The organism is Streptomyces sp. NPDC000229 (genome assembly GCF_040300825.1).
GTDB lineage: Bacteria > Actinomycetota > Actinomycetes > Streptomycetales > Streptomycetaceae > Streptomyces.
Genome location: NZ_JBEPEL010000013.1, coordinates 1 through 16519, shown reverse-complemented (window position 1 = coordinate 16519; position 16519 = coordinate 1). Strand labels below are relative to the sequence as shown.

The 16519-nt window shown below is 73.6% G+C and carries 12 protein-coding genes; 4 read left to right on the top strand and 8 right to left on the bottom strand.

Going from position 1 to position 16519, the window contains the following annotated elements; genetic code table 11:
• Position 1: 1 nt before the first annotated feature.
• The 5 genes from ABT360_RS09890 to ABT360_RS09870 form a co-directional block, all read right to left on the bottom strand.
• Positions 2–1327 (bottom strand): PrsW family intramembrane metalloprotease, encoded by a 1326-nt coding sequence (locus ABT360_RS09890; protein ID WP_351813404.1) that lies wholly within the window; start codon positions 1325–1327, stop codon positions 2–4.
• Positions 1328–1608: 281 nt separating this feature from the next.
• Positions 1609–2373, bottom strand: a complete 765-nt coding sequence (gene trmB, locus ABT360_RS09885) for a tRNA (guanosine(46)-N7)-methyltransferase TrmB (protein WP_351813402.1) — start codon at positions 2371–2373, stop codon at positions 1609–1611.
• Positions 2374–2411: 38 nt separating this feature from the next.
• Complete coding sequence (lhgO, locus tag ABT360_RS09880) at positions 2412–3608, bottom strand: L-2-hydroxyglutarate oxidase (RefSeq protein ID WP_351813495.1); 1197 nt, start codon at positions 3606–3608, stop codon at positions 2412–2414.
• Between the two features lie 99 nt (positions 3609–3707).
• Positions 3708–5144, bottom strand: coding sequence for an MFS transporter (locus tag ABT360_RS09875; RefSeq protein WP_351813400.1), 1437 nt, complete (start codon positions 5142–5144; stop codon positions 3708–3710).
• A 90-nt stretch (positions 5145–5234) separates the two neighbouring features.
• Positions 5235–5468 (bottom strand): hypothetical protein, encoded by a 234-nt coding sequence (locus tag ABT360_RS09870; RefSeq protein ID WP_351813398.1) that lies wholly within the window; start codon positions 5466–5468, stop codon positions 5235–5237.
• Between the two features lie 361 nt (positions 5469–5829).
• Between ABT360_RS09870 and ABT360_RS09865 the strand changes: the two genes are divergently transcribed.
• Positions 5830–7938, top strand: a complete 2109-nt coding sequence (locus ABT360_RS09865) for an asparagine synthase-related protein (protein ID WP_351813396.1) — start codon at positions 5830–5832, stop codon at positions 7936–7938.
• Positions 7939–7978: 40 nt separating this feature from the next.
• Here the strand turns inward: ABT360_RS09865 and ABT360_RS09860 are convergent, their stop codons facing one another.
• Both ABT360_RS09860 and ABT360_RS09855 read right to left on the bottom strand, forming a co-directional pair.
• On the bottom strand, positions 7979–9994 hold the full coding sequence (locus tag ABT360_RS09860; RefSeq protein ID WP_351813493.1) for a sigma-70 family RNA polymerase sigma factor: 2016 nt from the start codon (positions 9992–9994) through the stop codon (positions 7979–7981).
• 157 nt (positions 9995–10151) lie between these two features.
• The gene (locus ABT360_RS09855) at positions 10152–10988 is read right to left on the bottom strand and encodes a TetR/AcrR family transcriptional regulator (RefSeq protein WP_351813395.1); all 837 of its coding nucleotides are present in this window, start codon (positions 10986–10988) and stop codon (positions 10152–10154) included.
• Positions 10989–11390: 402 nt separating this feature from the next.
• Between ABT360_RS09855 and ABT360_RS09850 the strand changes: the two genes are divergently transcribed.
• A complete protein-coding gene (locus tag ABT360_RS09850) occupies positions 11391–12743 on the top strand; it encodes an NAD(P)/FAD-dependent oxidoreductase (protein ID WP_444852209.1) in 1353 nt (450 codons plus the stop codon).
• A 152-nt stretch (positions 12744–12895) separates the two neighbouring features.
• Positions 12896–14548, top strand: coding sequence for an ATP-binding SpoIIE family protein phosphatase (locus ABT360_RS09845; protein WP_351813391.1), 1653 nt, complete (start codon positions 12896–12898; stop codon positions 14546–14548).
• On the opposite strand, the gene ABT360_RS09840 is transcribed toward ABT360_RS09845, so the two are convergent.
• Complete coding sequence (locus tag ABT360_RS09840) at positions 14545–15816, bottom strand: MFS transporter (RefSeq protein ID WP_351813491.1); 1272 nt, start codon at positions 15814–15816, stop codon at positions 14545–14547. The genes ABT360_RS09845 and ABT360_RS09840 overlap by 4 nt on opposite strands.
• Positions 15817–15946: 130 nt before the next feature.
• Here ABT360_RS09840 and ABT360_RS09835 point away from each other — a divergent pair, with 130 nt between their 5' ends.
• Positions 15947–16486 carry a MarR family winged helix-turn-helix transcriptional regulator gene (locus ABT360_RS09835; protein WP_351813389.1) on the top strand — a complete coding sequence of 180 codons (540 nt, stop codon included), beginning with the start codon at positions 15947–15949 and terminating at the stop codon, positions 16484–16486.
• Positions 16487–16519 lie beyond the last annotated feature (33 nt).

Here is a 16519-nt window from a genome sequence, read left to right as displayed (position 1 = left end):
GTCAGTACCGGTACGGGTTGTAGCCGCCGTAGTTGAGATACGGGGGCGGTGTCCACACCCGGCCGGTGGCCTGCGCGGCGTACGTCAGCGCCGGCCCGGCTATCTCCTTGCGCTGCCACAGGTGGTGCAGCAGCTCCTGCTCGCGCGCCACGAAGTCCGGGCCCGCCGCGCCCCGGCGGGCCCGGTGGCGCAGGAACGCCAGCGACGTCGCGAACGCCTCGTACTCGCCGACCGCGCGGGCCGCCGCCGGGCCGAAGCAGCGCGCCGCGTACCCCCGGGCCAGACCGCGCGCCCGCATCGAGGAGAGCGCGAGAGGCTCGGCGGGTGTGAGCCAGCCCGCCGCGGCGTACGCCGGGAGTTCACCGGATATCGTGCGCAGCTCGCGCTGCCGCGACCAGACCGCCAGCCACGTCAGCAGCCCGAACGAGGGCACCATGAACGCCCCGTACACCGCGTAGAACGCCCACGGCCCGAGTGACGCCGAGCCGTTCCACAGCGCGTGCGTGCCCATCGCCAGGGCCAGCCCCAGCACCGGCAGCGCGACCCGGCGTATCTTCTTGCGGCGAGCGGTGCTCGCGGCGATGCCGAACCCGATGCCGGTGAGCACGGTGAACAGCGGATGCGCGAACGGCGACATCACGATCCGTACGAAGAAGGTCGCGACCGTGACCGATCCGAACCCCGACGTCCCGATCTGCTGGTCCTCCCCGAAGGCGTTGCCGAGATACAGGATGTTCTCGGTGAACGCGAAGCCGGTCGCGGTGAACCCGGCGATGACCACGCCGTCGACGATCCCGGTGAAGTCCCGTCTGCGGAAGACGAAGACGAGCAGCACGGCGGCGGCCTTCGCGCTCTCCTCCACGATGGGCGCGACGACCGTCGCGCCGAGCGTGTCCGCGGACGCCGGATCGGCGGTGGCGGTCGCTATCCAGCGGGTCGCGAAGGTGTTGGCGACGATCGCGACCAGAGCGGCGGCGCACGCGCCCCACGCGAACGAGAACAGCAGGTTCTTCCACGGGCCCGGCTCGACCCGGTCCAGCCAGCGGAACGCGGCCATGAGCAGCGGGACGGGCAGCAGCGCGAGACCGAGCCCGACCAGGAAGCCCTCCGTGCCGGTCTGCTCCCGCACCAGAGCGAGGATCACCAGCCCGCACAGGGCGAGCACCAGGACGACCGCGGAGGCCCGCACCACCTTGCTGCGCCAGAAGGCACGGCGGGGTTTGTAGCGCCAGCGGGCGCGCTCCGGCACGGCGTCGAACGACGGCTGTGGTTCGTACGCCGGGACGGCCGGATACGGCGACTGGTGCTGCGCAGACGAATGGGACACGTGATCGACCCTAACGACCGCGACTGACAGTCCGCGACGCCATTGCTACAGGTACGCGGGTCGGGCACGGGTACGCGCGGTCACGTGCCGGACGCGGGCAGGCCCGCCTGCCCGTCAGGCGTGCGGTCATCCGCGCGTCGGGTGTGCGTCACGCCGTCGTCGGGCATGTCACGCGCTTGTCGGGTGTGCGGTCACCTGCTCGGTCGGGGCATGCGTCACCCTCGCATCAGGTGTGCGGTCACCCGCGAGCACGGCACGGGGGACCCGCCGCCACGGCACCGTCACACGCGCGTGAACAGCAGGTCGTGGACGATGTGGCCCTTGTCCAGGCCCTGTCCCTCGAACCGGGTGAGCGGGCGGAAGGCGGGGCGTGGGGCGTAGCCGCCGTCGGGCTGGGTGTTGCGGAAGTCCGGGTGGGCGGTCAGCACGTCCAGCATCTGCTCGGCGTACGGTTCCCAGTCGGTGGCGCAGTGCAGCACGGCACCGGGCTTCATCCGGGTGGCCACCAGGCTCAGGAACTCGGGCTGGATCAGCCGGCGCTTGTGGTGCCGCTTCTTGGGCCAGGGGTCGGGGAAGTACACGCGCACGCCGTCGAGGCCGTCGGGGGCGAGCATCTCGCGCAGCAGGATGATCGCGTCACCATTGGCCACGCGGACGTTGGCCAGGCCGGCCTTCTCGGCGAGGGAGAGCAGGTTGCCCTGGCCGGGCGTGTGCACGTCGACGGCAAGGATGCCGGTCGACGGGTCGTCCGCGGCCATCTGCGCGGTCGCCTCGCCCATCCCGAACCCGATCTCCAGCACGACCGGCAGCCCGCCGAACATCTCGTCCAGGTCCAGCGTGCGCTGCCCGTCGATGTCCAGGCCCCACACACCCCACAGCCGCCGCAGCGCATCACCCTGTCCGGGCGTGACACGGCTGCGCCGGGGCTGGAAGCTGCGGATCCGCCGCTCGAAGTGCGACCCGGCGGGGTCGGGCGCGGGCCCCTCGGGGAATCGGGGCTCACCCTTGGGCCGACGGTGCAAGGCGGTTTCACGGGACTCAGACACAATGCCCCAAGTCTACGGCGCCCCCTGGGTGGGCCAGGTCACAGGTGCGCCAGGGCCCGCCGGGCGACCTCGCGGCCGATCGGCAGGGAGGCGGTCGCCGCCGGAGACGGCGCGTTCAGCACGTGGACCGTCCGCCGGGCCTCGCGGATCAGGAAGTCGTCGACGAGCGTGCCGTCCCGCAGGACGGCCTGGGCACGGACGCCCGCCGGGGCGCGCCGGAGGTCTTCGGGGCCGACCGCCGGGAGCAGCCGCCGCACCGCCTCCGTGAAGGCGCGCTTCGACACCGACCGGTGCAGCTCGCCCGCCCCGTACCGCCAGTGGCGGCGCGCGATCCGCCACGAGCCGGGCCACGCCAGCGTCCCGGCCAGCTCACGCGGCCGGACGACGGACCAGCCGTATCCCTCGCGGCCCAGCGCGGGCACCGCGTTCGGCCCGACGTGGACGCCCCCGTCGATACCGCGCGTCAGGTGCACGCCCAGGAACGGGAACGCGGGGTCGGGCACCGGATACACCAGGCCCCGCACCAGCTCCGGCCGGTCCAGCTCGTAGTACTCGCCCCGGAACGGCACGATCCGCATGCCCGGGTCGTCACCCGCGAGCCGCGCCACCCGGTCGCAGTGCAGCCCGGCGCAGTTCACCAGGACCCGCGCCCGCACGATCGCCCCGCCGGCCGTCCGCACGGCGACGCCCCAGGGGCGCCGGTCCACGGCGACGACCTCCGCGCCGTACCGGATCTCCGCTCCCGACGACTCCGCCAGCTGCGCCGCCACCGCCCCGTAGTCGCACACCCCGGTCGTGCCGACGTGGATCGCGGCCAGGCCCCGCACCCGCGGTTCGTACTCGGTGATCTGGGCCGGGCCGAGCTCCCGCACCGGAATGCCGTTCTCCCGGCCGCGCTGGACCAAGGCGTGCAGCCGGGGCAGCTCGGCCCGCTCGGTCGCGACGATCAGCTTGCCGGTGACCTGGTACGGCAGGCCGTACTCCGCGCAGAACTTCACCATCTCCGCGGCGCCCCGCACCGCGAACCGCGCCTTCAGTGAGCCCGGCCGGTAGTAGATCCCGCTGTGGATCACCCCGCTGTTGCGCCCCGTCTGGTGCCGCGCCGGGCCCTGCTCCTTCTCCAGCACCACCACCCGCGTCCCCGGGGCGGCGCGCGTGATCGCGTACGCCGTGGACAGCCCGACGATCCCCCCGCCGATCACGAGCACGTCGCAGTCGAAACGGTTGAAACCCATACCGCCGTACGCGGACACCTGTGCCACCTCCCACCCCAGATAGTGCACTGGCCCACTGACAATGGCCTTAAACACAGGTGGGAAACGGTGGGACACGGCTCACGCCGGAGCCATCAGCAGCGGACGCGCCCGTTCCCGCAGCTCCGCCACCCGGGGCTCGTCCCCGTACGGCTCCAGCCGGTGCAGCAGGTCCCGCACGTACTCGGTCGTACGCGCCGACGAGATCCGCCCGGCCACCTCCACCGCGCGCGTGCCGGCCGCACAGGCCGCGTCGAGGTTGCCCGACTCCAGTTCCGCCACGGCGCTCACGACCAGCCGTAAACCGTGCGAGCGGACGTACTCCTCCGTCGGCCGCGACAGGGCCTGCTCCGTGAAGCGGCGCACCTGGCGCGGCGCCTTGAGGTCCCGGTAGCACTCCGCCGCGTCCGCGCAGAACCGGTCGTACGAGTAGAAACCCAGCCAGGTCGGATCCGTGTCGCCCTCCCGCGACCGCTCCAGCCACCCCTCCGCGGCCCGCAGCGCCGCTCCCGCCGCCGCCGCGTCACCCGCCTTGGCGTGCGCCCGCGCCTCCACCAGCCGGAAGAAGGACATGGTCCGCGCGGTGGCCAGGCCCCGGTTGCGCTCCAGCGCCGCCTGCGCCAGGTCGACGCCCTCGTCGGCGAAGCCCCGGTAGGTCGCCTGGAGCGACATCGACGCCAGCACGTACCCGCCCAGCGGGACGTCGGCGGCCGCCCGCGCGAGCCGCAGCGCCTGGATGTAGTAGCGCTGGGCCGCCTCCTGCTGGCCCGTGTCGAAGGCCATCCAGCCCGCCAGCCGGGTCAGCTCCGCGGTCGCCCCGAACAGCGCCCGGCCGACCTCGTCCGAGTACGAGCCCAGCAGCAGCGGTGCCGCGTCCACCCGCAGACACTCGGGCACCATCGACGAACGCCAGTCGCCGCCCCCGTACTTGGAGTCCCAGCGCCGGGCGTCCTCCGCCGCCTCCCGCAGCTTCGCCACGTCGCTGTGCCCCACCCGTACCGCGCCGCCCTCTTCCGTGGCGCCGTCCGGTGCCGTGGGCACCGAGCGCTCCACCGACGAGTCGGCGGGGGTTATCAGCCACCGGGAGGCGGGCGTCGCGTACGCGCTGACCGCGAACGATCCGGCCAGCGACTGCCAGATCCCGCCTCCGCCGGCCCGTCGCCCGGCCAGATCCAGCCGGTAGAGCTCGGTGGCCGACTTCACCGCCTCGCCCACGTCCCGGGGGAAGGCCAGCCCCACCTCGGGCGCGGGGTCGGCGTCGGCGAGGCCGATCTCGTGCAGCGGGACCGGGCGGCCCAGTTTCTGCCCGATCGCGGCCGCGATCAGGTGCGGCGCGGCGCCCTGCGGCACCATGCCCTTCGACACCCACCTGGCGACCGACGTCTTGTCGTACCGAAGGGTCAGACCGCGCTGCGCTCCGAGGTCGTTGACCCGCCGGGCCAGGCCGGCGTTGCTGATTCCCGCGAGGGCGAGAACGGTGCCGAGCTTCTCGTTCGGCCCGCGTTGCTCCCTGGACATGCGCCACCCCTCGACCCAGACGGCCGCCGCGACGCCAGGCATAGGCGCGCGGCATTCGTAAACCCAGCGTAGTTCGCCGCATCCCCACCGTTAAGGGGCGGTGTTCCGTATGGCGAGATTGTTGTGCGTACGGGTGGTCGTGCGGCCGGACCGTGCCTCGTCGGTGCGCGGGCGCTGCGCGGCGGGGTCGCGGCGGCGTCCGGCGCCCGGTGCGCGGGCGGCGCGCGCCCCGCGCCGGTACGAGGTGCCCTCGCCGTGCTCCGGGTGTGTGGCCGTGCGCCTGTCCGTGCGCTCTGGCCGGGCCGGTGGGGGGAGCGCTTCCATGGGTGCTGCGTGGGTCGGCCCGCCGTACTGGAAGCGGCGGGCTGGGGGACACCGCCGCCTCAATCCCCGCGGGTGGCGGACCGGTCCGGGGGGCGGACAGCGCCTCCCGGACTGAGCTTGTGGGTAGTTGTGTAGACAAATGTACGGTTCGGGCGTGTGTCGAGATTGGCTGAATGATGCCCATCGTTCGGCTGGTCGAACCTTCTCCCGAACCTTCTCCCGAACCGTCGCCAAGTGGCCAATGCCAGGGGCGTGTTCCCATTTCACGGGGGCGCGGCCGGTAGCCCCTCCTGTGCGCCGTAGTCGTGGCAGCATGTCTTCATCAAGAGGGCTGAGTTGTCCACAGGCTGTGGAGGCGGCGATGCGGTGGCTGGTGGGGTGGAGCAGTATCGCCGCGAGTTTCGGTACGGGCTTCGCCTCCGCGGGAGCCGTCGGGAACGACGACGAGAACCGCACCGTGCACCCCGTCGGTGCCCAACTCCTGTGGGGCGACCCCGATCCACTGTGGGCGGTCGGCGACTGGCGTCCCGACGAGATCCGCGTCGTCACCGTCGATCCGTTCACCCGCCTCGCGGTACTGGGCTGTTGTGCCGCCAGTGACGACCAGCTGAGGCTGGGGCTGTTCGCGGCCCGTGGCGGCGCCATGCGCCACCTCACCGCCTGGCCCGGCAGCTACACCGCCGTCGTCCAGGTCGGCCGCCGCATCATCGTCACCGGCGACCTGGCCGGCGCACGGCCCGTCTTCCACACCCCGTGGGCGCACGGCACCGCGTACGCCACCGCCGCCCTGCCGCTGGCCGACCTCATCGAGGCCCAGCTCGACATCGGCCACCTCGCCGCCCTGCTCGCCTGCCCCGAGACCCCGGAGGCGCTGCGCGACTCGACCCCGTACGTCGGCGTCAAGCGCGTACCGCCCGGCCACGCGCTCGTGCTGCGCGAGGGCTCCCGCGAGATCACCGGGTACGAACCGGTCGCCTCGCTCGCCGTCGCGGCGCCCCAGATCGACCCTGCCCGGGCGGTGGACGGCGTCCGGGACGCGCTCGTCGAAGCCGTACGGGCACGGCTCACCGCCCCCCGGCACGCCCCCGAGACGCTGCCGCCCGACCCCGGGCCCGTCCCGGGCATGGGCCCCGCCGAACGGCGCGCCGCGCGGGGGGCGCCCGCCCCCGGCATCGGCGCCGACCTGTCCGGCGGCAGCGCGTCCGGGACGCTCGCCCTGCTCGCGGCGGGACTGCCCGGCGTACCGGGCACGATCCTGGGCCACGGCACCGGCGCGGGCGAACGGCTGCTGGCCGTCACCTTCAACGACCTGGCCACCGGCGGGCGGGACGCCGAGGCGGAACGGGCCCGCGCCCGCGCCATCGCCGAGAACCCGCGCCTGCACCACGTCGTCGTGGCCGCTTCCGAGGAGGCCCTCCCGTACGCCGAGCTGGAGGGCCCCCTCACCGATGAGCCGGGGCCCTCCCTGGTGACGGCCGAACGGCACCGGCGGCGTCTCGCGGCGGGCAGCGCCGACCACTTCACCGGGCACGGCGCACGGCAGGTGCTCGACGCCCACCCCGCGCGCCTGGCCGATCTGCTGATGGACCGCAGACGCCGCCACCTGCTGCGGCCGGTCACCGCCCTCGCCAAGGCCACCGGGCCGTCGGCCGGTTCGCTGCTCGTCCCGCTCACCGTCTATCGGGCCGCCCGCAAACTGGCCCGTACGCCCTACCGCGCCGGTCTGGAATCAGCCGCCGACCGGCTCCTGGAGGCCAACCGCTCGGCTCCTGCCGTGAACGGCCCGCTCTCCGCCTCCCTCGCCGCCCTCGCCTGGGCCCGCCCCGGCCCCGCCGCGCGCTGGCTGACCGGCGAGGCCCTCGCTGAAGTATCGGTTCGCCTCAACCAGGCGGCCACCAGGCCCACTTCGGTCCAGCGGCCGGGCGAGTCCCGCGCCCGCGCGGCCCTGGCCCGGTACGCCGCCGACCACCGCATCCTGGAGCAGGCCGCCGAGATCCGCAGCCAGCGGCTGCACTCGCCGTTTCTCGACAACCAGGTCGTACGGGCCTGCCGCGACCTGCCCGAATCGCTGCGCGTCCAGCCCGGAGCCCGCGCCGCGATCCTGCGCACCGTCCTCGCGGGCGCGGGCATCCACGACCTCCCGCCCGGCTGGGGCGCCACCTCCCACGCCCCGACGGCCGCCGCCAACCGCGCGGGTCTCCGCGCCGCGCTGCCACAGCTGATGGCCCTCTTCGACGCCCCGCTCCTCGCCGACGCGGGCCTCATCGAAGCCCGGGTCGTACGCAAGGCCCTGCGCGCCGCCGGCGAGGGCGAGCCGGTCCCCCTGGACGGGCTGGCCGACCTGGTCTCCACGGAGCTGTGGCTGCGCCGCCTCCTGGCCCGCCGGGGCACGTGCTGGACCGGCACCGCGGCACCGCGGCAGCGCGCCGTGGCCGCCGGTGTGCCTGCCCTCCCGACGCTCCGGTCGTGACGCCGCTCTGACGCCGCCGTCGTCACCCTCGCGCGGCGCGTCAGCCGCAGCTGATCCGCGAGACCGCCCAGTCGGCGGGTGCCACGGCGCTCAGCGGCGTGGCCGGGTCCGGTTCGACGACCAGGCGGATGGTCTTCCGGCCGGCGATCCCGACGCGCAGCGGTACCGCCGCGTCACCGCCGCGCAGCACGGGTGACCGCCACAGCCGGGTGCCGTCCCCGTACACGGAGAAGCGCACCGCGCCCAGGCCCAGCGCCATGTCGTCCACGCCGGCGAACGCCTCGTAGGCCGAGCAGCGGCGGTTGAGGTCGATGGTCAGCGAAGACCGGGCGTGCACGGTCACGCCGTGCCCGTACCGCTCGCCCCCGATCGACATCCCCCAGCGCTGCCACATCCAGCTGGACGCCCCGAGCCGGACCTCCGGAGCGGTGTGGTCGCCGTAGAGGCCGTAGTCGAGCTGGTTGACCTGGTACACGGCGGGCGGGGGCGGCGGAGGAGGGGGCGTCGCCTCGGGCACCGGTGCCGAGGGGACGGGTGGTGGCGGAGGGGGCGGTGTGGGCGAGGGCTCCGGCTGCGCGGGAGCGGGCGGTGCGGGCGTCGGCGTGATGGACGGTGCCGGCTCCGTCGGGGTCCGGGTCGGGGTCGGGGTCGGGGACGGGCTCGGGGAGGCCGGCTCCGGCTCCGGTTCGGGGGGTGGCGGTGTGGTCGGGCTCGGGGCGGCGGCGGGCTGCTGCGGTACGACGGGTTCAGCGGCGGGCGGCCGCGCCTGCGCCTCGGCCGCGGGCCTCGGACTGCCGGACAGGGCCCAGACCACGCCCGCGACGGCCGTGACGGCCACCGTCACCGCGATACCGGCCTTCGCCGGGGCGCCGAGCCCTTCGGCGGCGGCCCCACCGGCGGCCCCACCGGCACCGGACGCCGCCCCTCCGGACGCGCCCCCGGCCGCCGCGCCCCCGGAACCGCTCGCCGCGGCGGCACCCGCGCCGGCACCGGCCGCGCCCGCGGCGCCACCGGCCGCGAGTCCGGCGGCCTTGAACGAGAACCCGGCCGCGAACCAGCCGATGACGGCGACCGGAAGCAGCGCCGGGATCCCGGCGTTGACCTGCTCCAGCTCACCCACCGCCAGCCGGCACCTGGCGCACTCCTCCAAGTGCTTGCGCAAGCCCCGCTCGGCCCGCATCCGCAAGCCACCCCGCGCGTAGGCACCCAACCGGTCCGCATAGCGCGCGCAGTCGCCCCCGGCCGTGAGCGACCGGCTCACATGCGCCTGGAGGTACGCCTGCTTCAGCCCCTCGCGGGCCCGGCTGGCGAGCACCGCCGTGGCGTTGGCGGTCAGACCGAACAGCGGTGCCACCTCGCTCGGCGACTCCTCCTCGACGGTGGTGTGCCACAGCACCGCCTGCCACCGCTCCGGCAACGAGCGGAACGCCCGCATGGCGAGCGACTGCTCCGCCTCGTGCATCGCCCGCACATCGGCACCCAGCTCCAGAGTGCCAGCGTCCGACACCGCCGAGGCGCGCACCGCCTGCGCGGCGAACACCGCGAAGTCCTCGACCAGCTGCTCGCGCCGGGACGTCTTCGTCCACGCGGCGGCCACGCGCCGCACGGTCGTCAGCAGATACGCGCGCACGGCCTGGTGCGGCCCGGCGCCGCCGCGCACCGCCTGGAGGGTCCGCGCGAACACCTCCGCCGTCAGGTCGTCCGCGGTGTGGGCGTCCCGGCAACAGGTCCGGGCGTAGCGCCGCACCGCGGCCGAGTGCCGGCGGAACAGCTCCTCGTACGCCGTGTCGTCCCCGTCCCGCATCCGCTGGACCAGTTCGGCGTCCGACGGCGGCAGCTCGACGGGCGGCGGCAGTACCGACTCGGCGCCCCCCTCGCGCTGGGCGGGCACGCCGGAGCCGGCGTTACCACCGGGCCGAGCCGGGGAACCGCCGGGCCCACCCTGGCTCGGCACCTTCGGAGTGGCGGCGGCCGATGACGGGGAGGCGGACGGGATGGGCCCGCCGGCCTCCGTGGTCCCGCCGCCGAACGGCTCGTCGCGACCGTCCCCGCTCATCGCGGAAGCCCCGTACCCCTGCTCAGACCCGGACACCGGGCAAGAGTGCCACAGGGAATGAGCCCCGCCGGGGGCGAGCGACCGTCAACCACTCGTCCGGGGAGACGACCCGAACGCCGGAACCGCCCATGCCCCGTTCGGGTGACCGCGAGGACACTTACGCCGGGCGGGACCGGAGCCCCTCCAGCAGGATGTCCAGGAGCCGGGCCGAGGCGGCGCTCTGCTGGGCCGCGTCCGGCAGCGAGGGCGCCGCCGTGGCGATGACCAGCAGCACGTCCGCCACCGTCACGTCCCCGCGCAGCTCACCCGCCTCCCGGGCCCGGTCGACCAGCTGTCCGACGACCTCCAGCAGCTCCGACGCACCCGCGTCGTCCAGCTCGGCCGCCGGCACCGCGCGCGGCGGGACCACCCGGAGCTCGGGCTGACCCGAAGTCACGGGCAGGGCCGAGACCGCCGAAGTCCCGCGCTGCTGCGGCACCCGCGCCTCGTCGACCTGTCCGGCGGCCACCGCCCCGGCCGGGACCGCGCCCGGCTCGTCCACGCCCACGCGCAGCACGTGCGGCGGCAGCAGACGCCCCGCCCCCGAGGCCACGGACGTCCGGAGGAACCGGGAGAGCGCCGACCACGGCTCCTCCTCCTGCCCCAGAGCGGTACGCGCCTGCTCGGTGAGCCGGGAGGTCTCCTCCTCGGCTATTCGGCGCACCAGCACGTCCTTGCTCGGGAACCGGCGGTAGACCGTGCCGACCCCGACCCGCGCCCTGCGCGCCACATCCTCCATCGGCGCCCCGTACCCGAGCTCGCCGAACACCTCCCGAGCCGCGCGCAGCACGTGCTCGAGGTTCCGCTGCGCGTCCACCCGCAGCGGCGCCGTACGACTGGACGCCCCGCCGGCTCCGACCCGGCCGTTCACCCCGCCGAACCCGTCCGCAGACGAAGAGGACGAAGTGGACGCCGAGGCGACGGCGGTCGACCAGCGCGAATCCTGAATATGCATAAATGTTCCCCCGGTAATGATGTGTCTCCCCCCGGAGACCCTCCCCCATCTGACAACCGGGACCCGGACCACACGCTCAGGTCATGCGCAGCGACCCGACACCCCGACGACATACGAACATAGTTGAGTCGGGGTCAATTCAGAAGGGGCAGTTCCGACCGGTGCGCCCCCCGATCGGAGCAAGGACCGGAACGCTCCCGATTCTGCCCCCTCACGCCACCCCACTTCCGTCCCCTGACCTGCGAACCTTCCCCCACACGCGCCTCCCGCGCCACCCCGGACCCCACCCGGCCTCCGGTCACACAATTTGCCGGGCCTGTGGACAAACACCGAAGCGCGTTGCGTCATGGGAGGGTGACCGAACCTGTGCGCATTCTCGTTGTCGGCGGTGGCTACGTCGGGATGTACACCGCCCTGCACCTCCAACGGCACCTCAAGGCCGAGCTGAGAAGCGGCAGGGCCGAGATCACTGTGGTCACACCCGACCCGTACATGACGTACCAGCCCTTCCTGCCCGAGGCGGCGGCCGGCAACATCTCGCCCCGCCACGTCGTCGTCCCGCTGCGCCGGGTCCTCGACAAGTGCCGGATCGTCATCGGCGAGGCCAAGTCCGTCGACCACGCCAAGCGCACGGCGACCATCGCCACCCTGGCCACCGAGGAGGAGGGCGCCGGACCGGTACAGCTCTCCTACGACGAGCTGGTCATCGCGCCCGGCTCCATCTCCCGCACCCTCCCGGTCCCCGGCCTGGCCGACTACGGCATCGGCTTCAAGACCGTCGAGGAGGCCATCGGGCTGCGCAACCACGTCATCGAGCAGATGGACATCGCCTCCTCCACCCGCGACCCCGCCATCCGGGACGCCGCCCTCACCTTCGTCTTCGTCGGCGGAGGGTACGCCGGGGTCGAGGCGCTCGGCGAGCTGGAGGACATGGCCCGCTACACCGCGCGGTACTACCACAACATCAAGCCACAAGACCTGAAATGGGTCCTCGTCGAGGCGACCGACCGCATCCTCCCCGAGGTGGGCGAGGAGATGGGCAAGTACGCCGTCCGCGAGCTGCGCGCCCGCAACATCGACGTACGCCTCGAAACGCGCCTGGAGTCGTGCGAGGACCGGGTCGCCGTCCTCAGCGACGGCAGCCGCTTCCCCACCCGTACCGTCGTGTGGACCGCCGGTGTGAAACCCGCGCCCGTCCTGGCCCACACCGACCTCCCCCTCAACGAACGCGGGCGCCTCAAGTGCACCGCCCGCCTCAGCGTCGAGGGCGTCGAACACGCCTGGTCCGCCGGGGACGCCGCCGCCGTCCCGGACGTCACCGCGGACGCCCCGGGCCGGGAATGCGCCCCCAACGCCCAGCACGCCGTGCGGCAGACCAAGGTCCTGGCCGAGAACCTCGTCGCCTCCCTCCGGGGCCGCCCCCTCAAGGACTACGCCCACAAGTACGTGGGATCCGTCGCCTCCCTCGGCCTGCACAAAGGCGTCGCCCACGTATACGGCCGCAAGCTCAAGGGCTACCCTGCCTGGTTCATGCACCGGGCCTACCACCTCAGCCGCGTCCCCACCGCCAACCGCAAGGCGCGCGTCCTGGCCGAATGGACACTCGCGGGCCTCTTCAAACGGGAGATCGTCTCCCTGGGCTCCCTGGAGCATCCACGCGCCGAGTTCGCACTCGCCGCGGGACCACGACCGCCCGAACCCGAGGACGAGGCATCGAAAGGCGGAACCGCGGACGGCGGAGCGAAGTCCGACTGACGGGACCCACCGGTGGGTCCCACTGACGAGGCGCGTTCCGGCGGACACCTCTTGTCAGTGCGGTCGGTCACACTGGACGTGTGACCATAGGTGGGCTCACACCTGCACAGAGTGACTCAGCACGGCAACGACACCATGAGGCATACAGATCCGTGAACTTCACGCGTTGGAGCGCCCGGCTCCCCGGTACGCAGCGCCGCGCCGCCGCGCGCGGCACCGACCCTGGGGTCTCGCCGGCGCAGCGGGGCGACTCCGTACCCGCGGCGCGAGGTGAGTCCGACCAGCAGCTGGAGCCCGTGCCCGACGACGTCCCCGCCCCGGAGGACTTCGCCGTACGAGAGATCCTCGGCCGCCTCCCCGGCCTCGTCGCTCTGACCTACGGCCCCGACCACCGCGTCGCGTACGTCAACGACGCCTATGCCACCGCCTTCGGCCCCCGCCCGCCCGGCGCGGCCGTCGCCACCGCCTGCCCGGAGCTCACCGAGCTGGGGCTGCTGCCGCTCATGGACCAGGTGCTGCGCAGCGGAAAGCCCCGCACGGTCAAATCCCGCCGCACGCACGCGGGAGGGTCGTACACCGTCACCTGCCTGCCCGTCGACACGCGCGGGCCGGCCGGTTCCGGGGTCCTCGTCCACGCCGCCGACGTCACCGACCACGCGGAGGCCGCCGAGCGCCTCCGGGCCAGTGAGCGCCGCCACCGCGAAACCGCCGTCACCCTGCAACGCTCACTGCTGCCGCAGGAGTTGGAGCAGCCCGACGACCTCCGGGTCGCCGCCACCTACCAGCCGGGCGGTACGGACGCGGCGGTCGGCGGCGACTGGTACGACGTGATCACCCTCGGCGCCGGCCGCACCGCCCTCGTCATCGGTGACGTCATGGGGCGCGGCGTCCGCGCGGCGGCCGTCATGGGCCAACTCCGCACCGCCGTACGGGCCTATGCCCGGCTCGACCTGCCACCCCACGAGGTGCTCCAGCTCCTCGACGGCCTCGCCGCCGAGATCGACGCCAGCCAGATCGCCACCTGCGTCTACGCCGTCCACGACCCCAACGAGGGCCGCCTCGTCTACGCCTCCGCCGGCCACCTGCCGATCCTCGTCCGGGACGAGGACGGCACCGTGCGCCGCGCCGAGGAGCCCACCGGTCCCCCGCTCGGAACCGGCGGCTGGCTCCACACCTCCGGAACCATCGCCCTCCCGCCCGGCTCCACCGCCGTCCTCTACACCGACGGCCTGGTCGAGCGGCGCCGGGAGGACATCGACGAGGGCGTCGCCGCACTGGAGCGCGCCCTGGCCGGCGCCACCGGCAGTCCCCAGGTCGTCTGCGACCGCCTGCTGCGGGCGCTCGGCGTCACCGCCGAACACGACGACGACGTCGCCGTCCTCGTCCTCCAGCACCCCTCCCGTACGGGACCGGACGCCGAGCTGTTCCACAACGCGGCCCTCGACCTGCTCGGCGGCGTCGAAGCGGCGCCACGCGCGCGTGCCTTCGCCTCCGGGGTCCTCTCCAGCTGGCGCTTCCCGGTGGAGCTGCGCGACCTGGGCGTCCTCGCCACCAGCGAACTGGTGGCGAACTCCCTCCAGCACGGCACCCCGCCCATGCGGCTCAGACTCCGCCGCACCGACCGGCGCCTGATCATCGAGGTGACGGACGGCGACGACCACCTCCCGCGCCGCCGACGGGCCGAAACGGAGGACGAGGCGGGCCGTGGCATCTCGATCATCGCCACGATCGCCTCGTCCTGGGGCAGCCGCCGCACACCCGGAGGCGGCAAAGCCGTCTGGTGCGAGTTCGCACTGCCGGGCTAGACGGCCACCCGCCGGTCGTCCGGCCTGTGCTGGGCGACCACCCGGGACTTCGCCACCTGGTACGGGTGGTCCTGCGCCGGCGTGAGCTTCCTGCCCAGCCGCAGCGCCAGCAGGGTGATCCCGAGCGAGAAGAGGACGAAGGTCACGATGTACGGCCCGTGCAGCGCGGCCCCCATGGGTCCGCCCACGGCCGGGCCGACCGCCAGCGCCAGCTGCTTGACCAGGGCGAACGCCGAGTTGTACTGCCCGACCATCGACTCCGGCGCCAGATCGGCCACCAGCGGCGCCACGGTCGGCGACAGCATCGCCTCGCCCAGCCCGAACAGGCCGTACGTCGTGATGAACGCCGCCGTCGCCATCGCCTGGCTGCCGTGCCCGAGCCCCGCGTACCCCGCGAACAGCCACGCCACGGCCCAGATCAGCCCGACCCACGCGATCACCCGCGTCCGCCGGCGCCGCTCCACGAACCGCAGCACCAGGAACTGGGCGACCACGATGACCGCCGTATTCGCGGCCAGGGCCATCCCGAGCACCGACGGCTTGATCCCGGCGGCCTCGGTGCCGTACGCCGCGAGACCCGACTCGAACTGGCCGTAGCAGGCGAAGAACAGTACGAACCCCAGGACGCACAGCTGCACCATCGCCCGGTGCCCGAGCAGCACCCGCAGCCCGCCGCCCTTACCGGTCGGCCGGGGGTCCGTGATCGACGGCGTACGCGGCATCGTCACGGTGGCGGCGATCCCGGCCAGCACCAGGAACATCGCGGCCTCGATCGAGAAGAGCAGCAGGAAGCTGCCCGGCCGGCTCTCGTCGACCAGCTGCCCGCCGATCAGACCGCCGATGCCGAGCCCGAGGTTCTGCAAGAAGAACTGCGTGGCGAACGCGCGGGTCCGCGTGGCCAGGGACGAGCACCAGACGATCATCGTGGCGAGGGCAGGCTGCATCACCGCGGTACCGGCACCGAGCAGCGCCGCCGCCCCGACGACGGCGGGGACGCCGGCAGCCACCCCCATGCCGATCGCCCCGACGGCCGCCAGCAGCGCGGCCCCCACCAGCACGGGCAGAGGACCCCGGCGATCGATCGCCCGCCCGGTGAAGGGGAGCACGATCAGAGCGGCCATGGCGAAGACCGCCAGCACGGCCCCCGCCGTACCGGCGCCCAGGTCCCGCACCTGAGCGACATACACATAGAGATACGGAACGGTGAACCCGAGCCCGAACGCGCTCAGCACGTTCCCTGCCTGGATCCGGCGCATCGCAGCGCCCATCGCCTTGGTCACACTCACCTACTTCGACTCTGTAGGACTCAGTCCTGAAGACTTCAACACTAAAGTTCGATAGTTAACTGTACACACCGAAGGACTTCAACGCCAACGAGTGCCGTGGGATACTCCCCGCATGCCCGACACCCAGGAACCGAGCCTCGACGAGCAGATCGCCGCCTATCAGCGCGAATTCCGTGACCTCGACCCCCAGGTCGAGAAGGTGGTCTCCGCCCTGGGCCGGCTGAACCGCCGGATGAACGTCGCGTACGGCCGCCAGGTCGCCGAGCTCGGCATCAGCAACGCCGAGTGGGAGGTCCTCAAGCACCTCGTCCTCTCCGGTGCGCCCTACCGCCTGGGCCCCGGCGAACTCGCCAAGCGTCTCGGCCTCACCCCCGCCGCCATGACCCACCGCATCGACCGCATGGCCTCCGAAGGCCTGGTCACCCGCGACCGGGACGAGACCAACCGGGTGCGCGTCATCGTGGAACTGACCGACGAAGGCCGCGCCAAGTGGCTGGAGGCGATGCGCATGGCCACCGCCTTCGAGGAGGACCTGCTCCAGGACCTCTCACCGGAGGAGCGGGGAGCCCTGGGCGAGATGCTGATCCGCCTGCTGCGCCGCGTGGAACACGCCCAGCCCGACGCCGGCGGCCGGCTCAAGGACCTGGACTAGCGGCCCAGGCACCGGGGTTGACACACCCCACCT

What these genes read in the sequence shown, in the direction of transcription:
- lhgO (WP_351813495.1), bottom strand. Translation starts at nt 3,608, where the DNA reads ATGGGTTTCAACCGTTTCGACTGCGACGTGCTCGTGATCGGCGGGGGG.
- ABT360_RS09875 (WP_351813400.1), bottom strand. Translation starts at nt 5,144, where the DNA reads ATGTCCAGGGAGCAACGCGGGCCGAACGAGAAGCTCGGCACCGTTCTC.
- ABT360_RS09870 (WP_351813398.1), bottom strand. Translation starts at nt 5,468, where the DNA reads ATGGAAGCGCTCCCCCCACCGGCCCGGCCAGAGCGCACGGACAGGCGC.
- ABT360_RS09865 (WP_351813396.1), top strand. Translation starts at nt 5,830, where the DNA reads ATGCGGTGGCTGGTGGGGTGGAGCAGTATCGCCGCGAGTTTCGGTACG.
- ABT360_RS09860 (WP_351813493.1), bottom strand. Translation starts at nt 9,994, where the DNA reads ATGAGCGGGGACGGTCGCGACGAGCCGTTCGGCGGCGGGACCACGGAG.
- ABT360_RS09855 (WP_351813395.1), bottom strand. Translation starts at nt 10,988, where the DNA reads ATGCATATTCAGGATTCGCGCTGGTCGACCGCCGTCGCCTCGGCGTCC.
- ABT360_RS09850 (WP_444852209.1), top strand. Translation starts at nt 11,391, where the DNA reads ATGTACACCGCCCTGCACCTCCAACGGCACCTCAAGGCCGAGCTGAGA.
- ABT360_RS09840 (WP_351813491.1), bottom strand. Translation starts at nt 15,816, where the DNA reads ATGGGCGCTGCGATGCGCCGGATCCAGGCAGGGAACGTGCTGAGCGCG.
- ABT360_RS09835 (WP_351813389.1), top strand. Translation starts at nt 15,947, where the DNA reads ATGCCCGACACCCAGGAACCGAGCCTCGACGAGCAGATCGCCGCCTAT.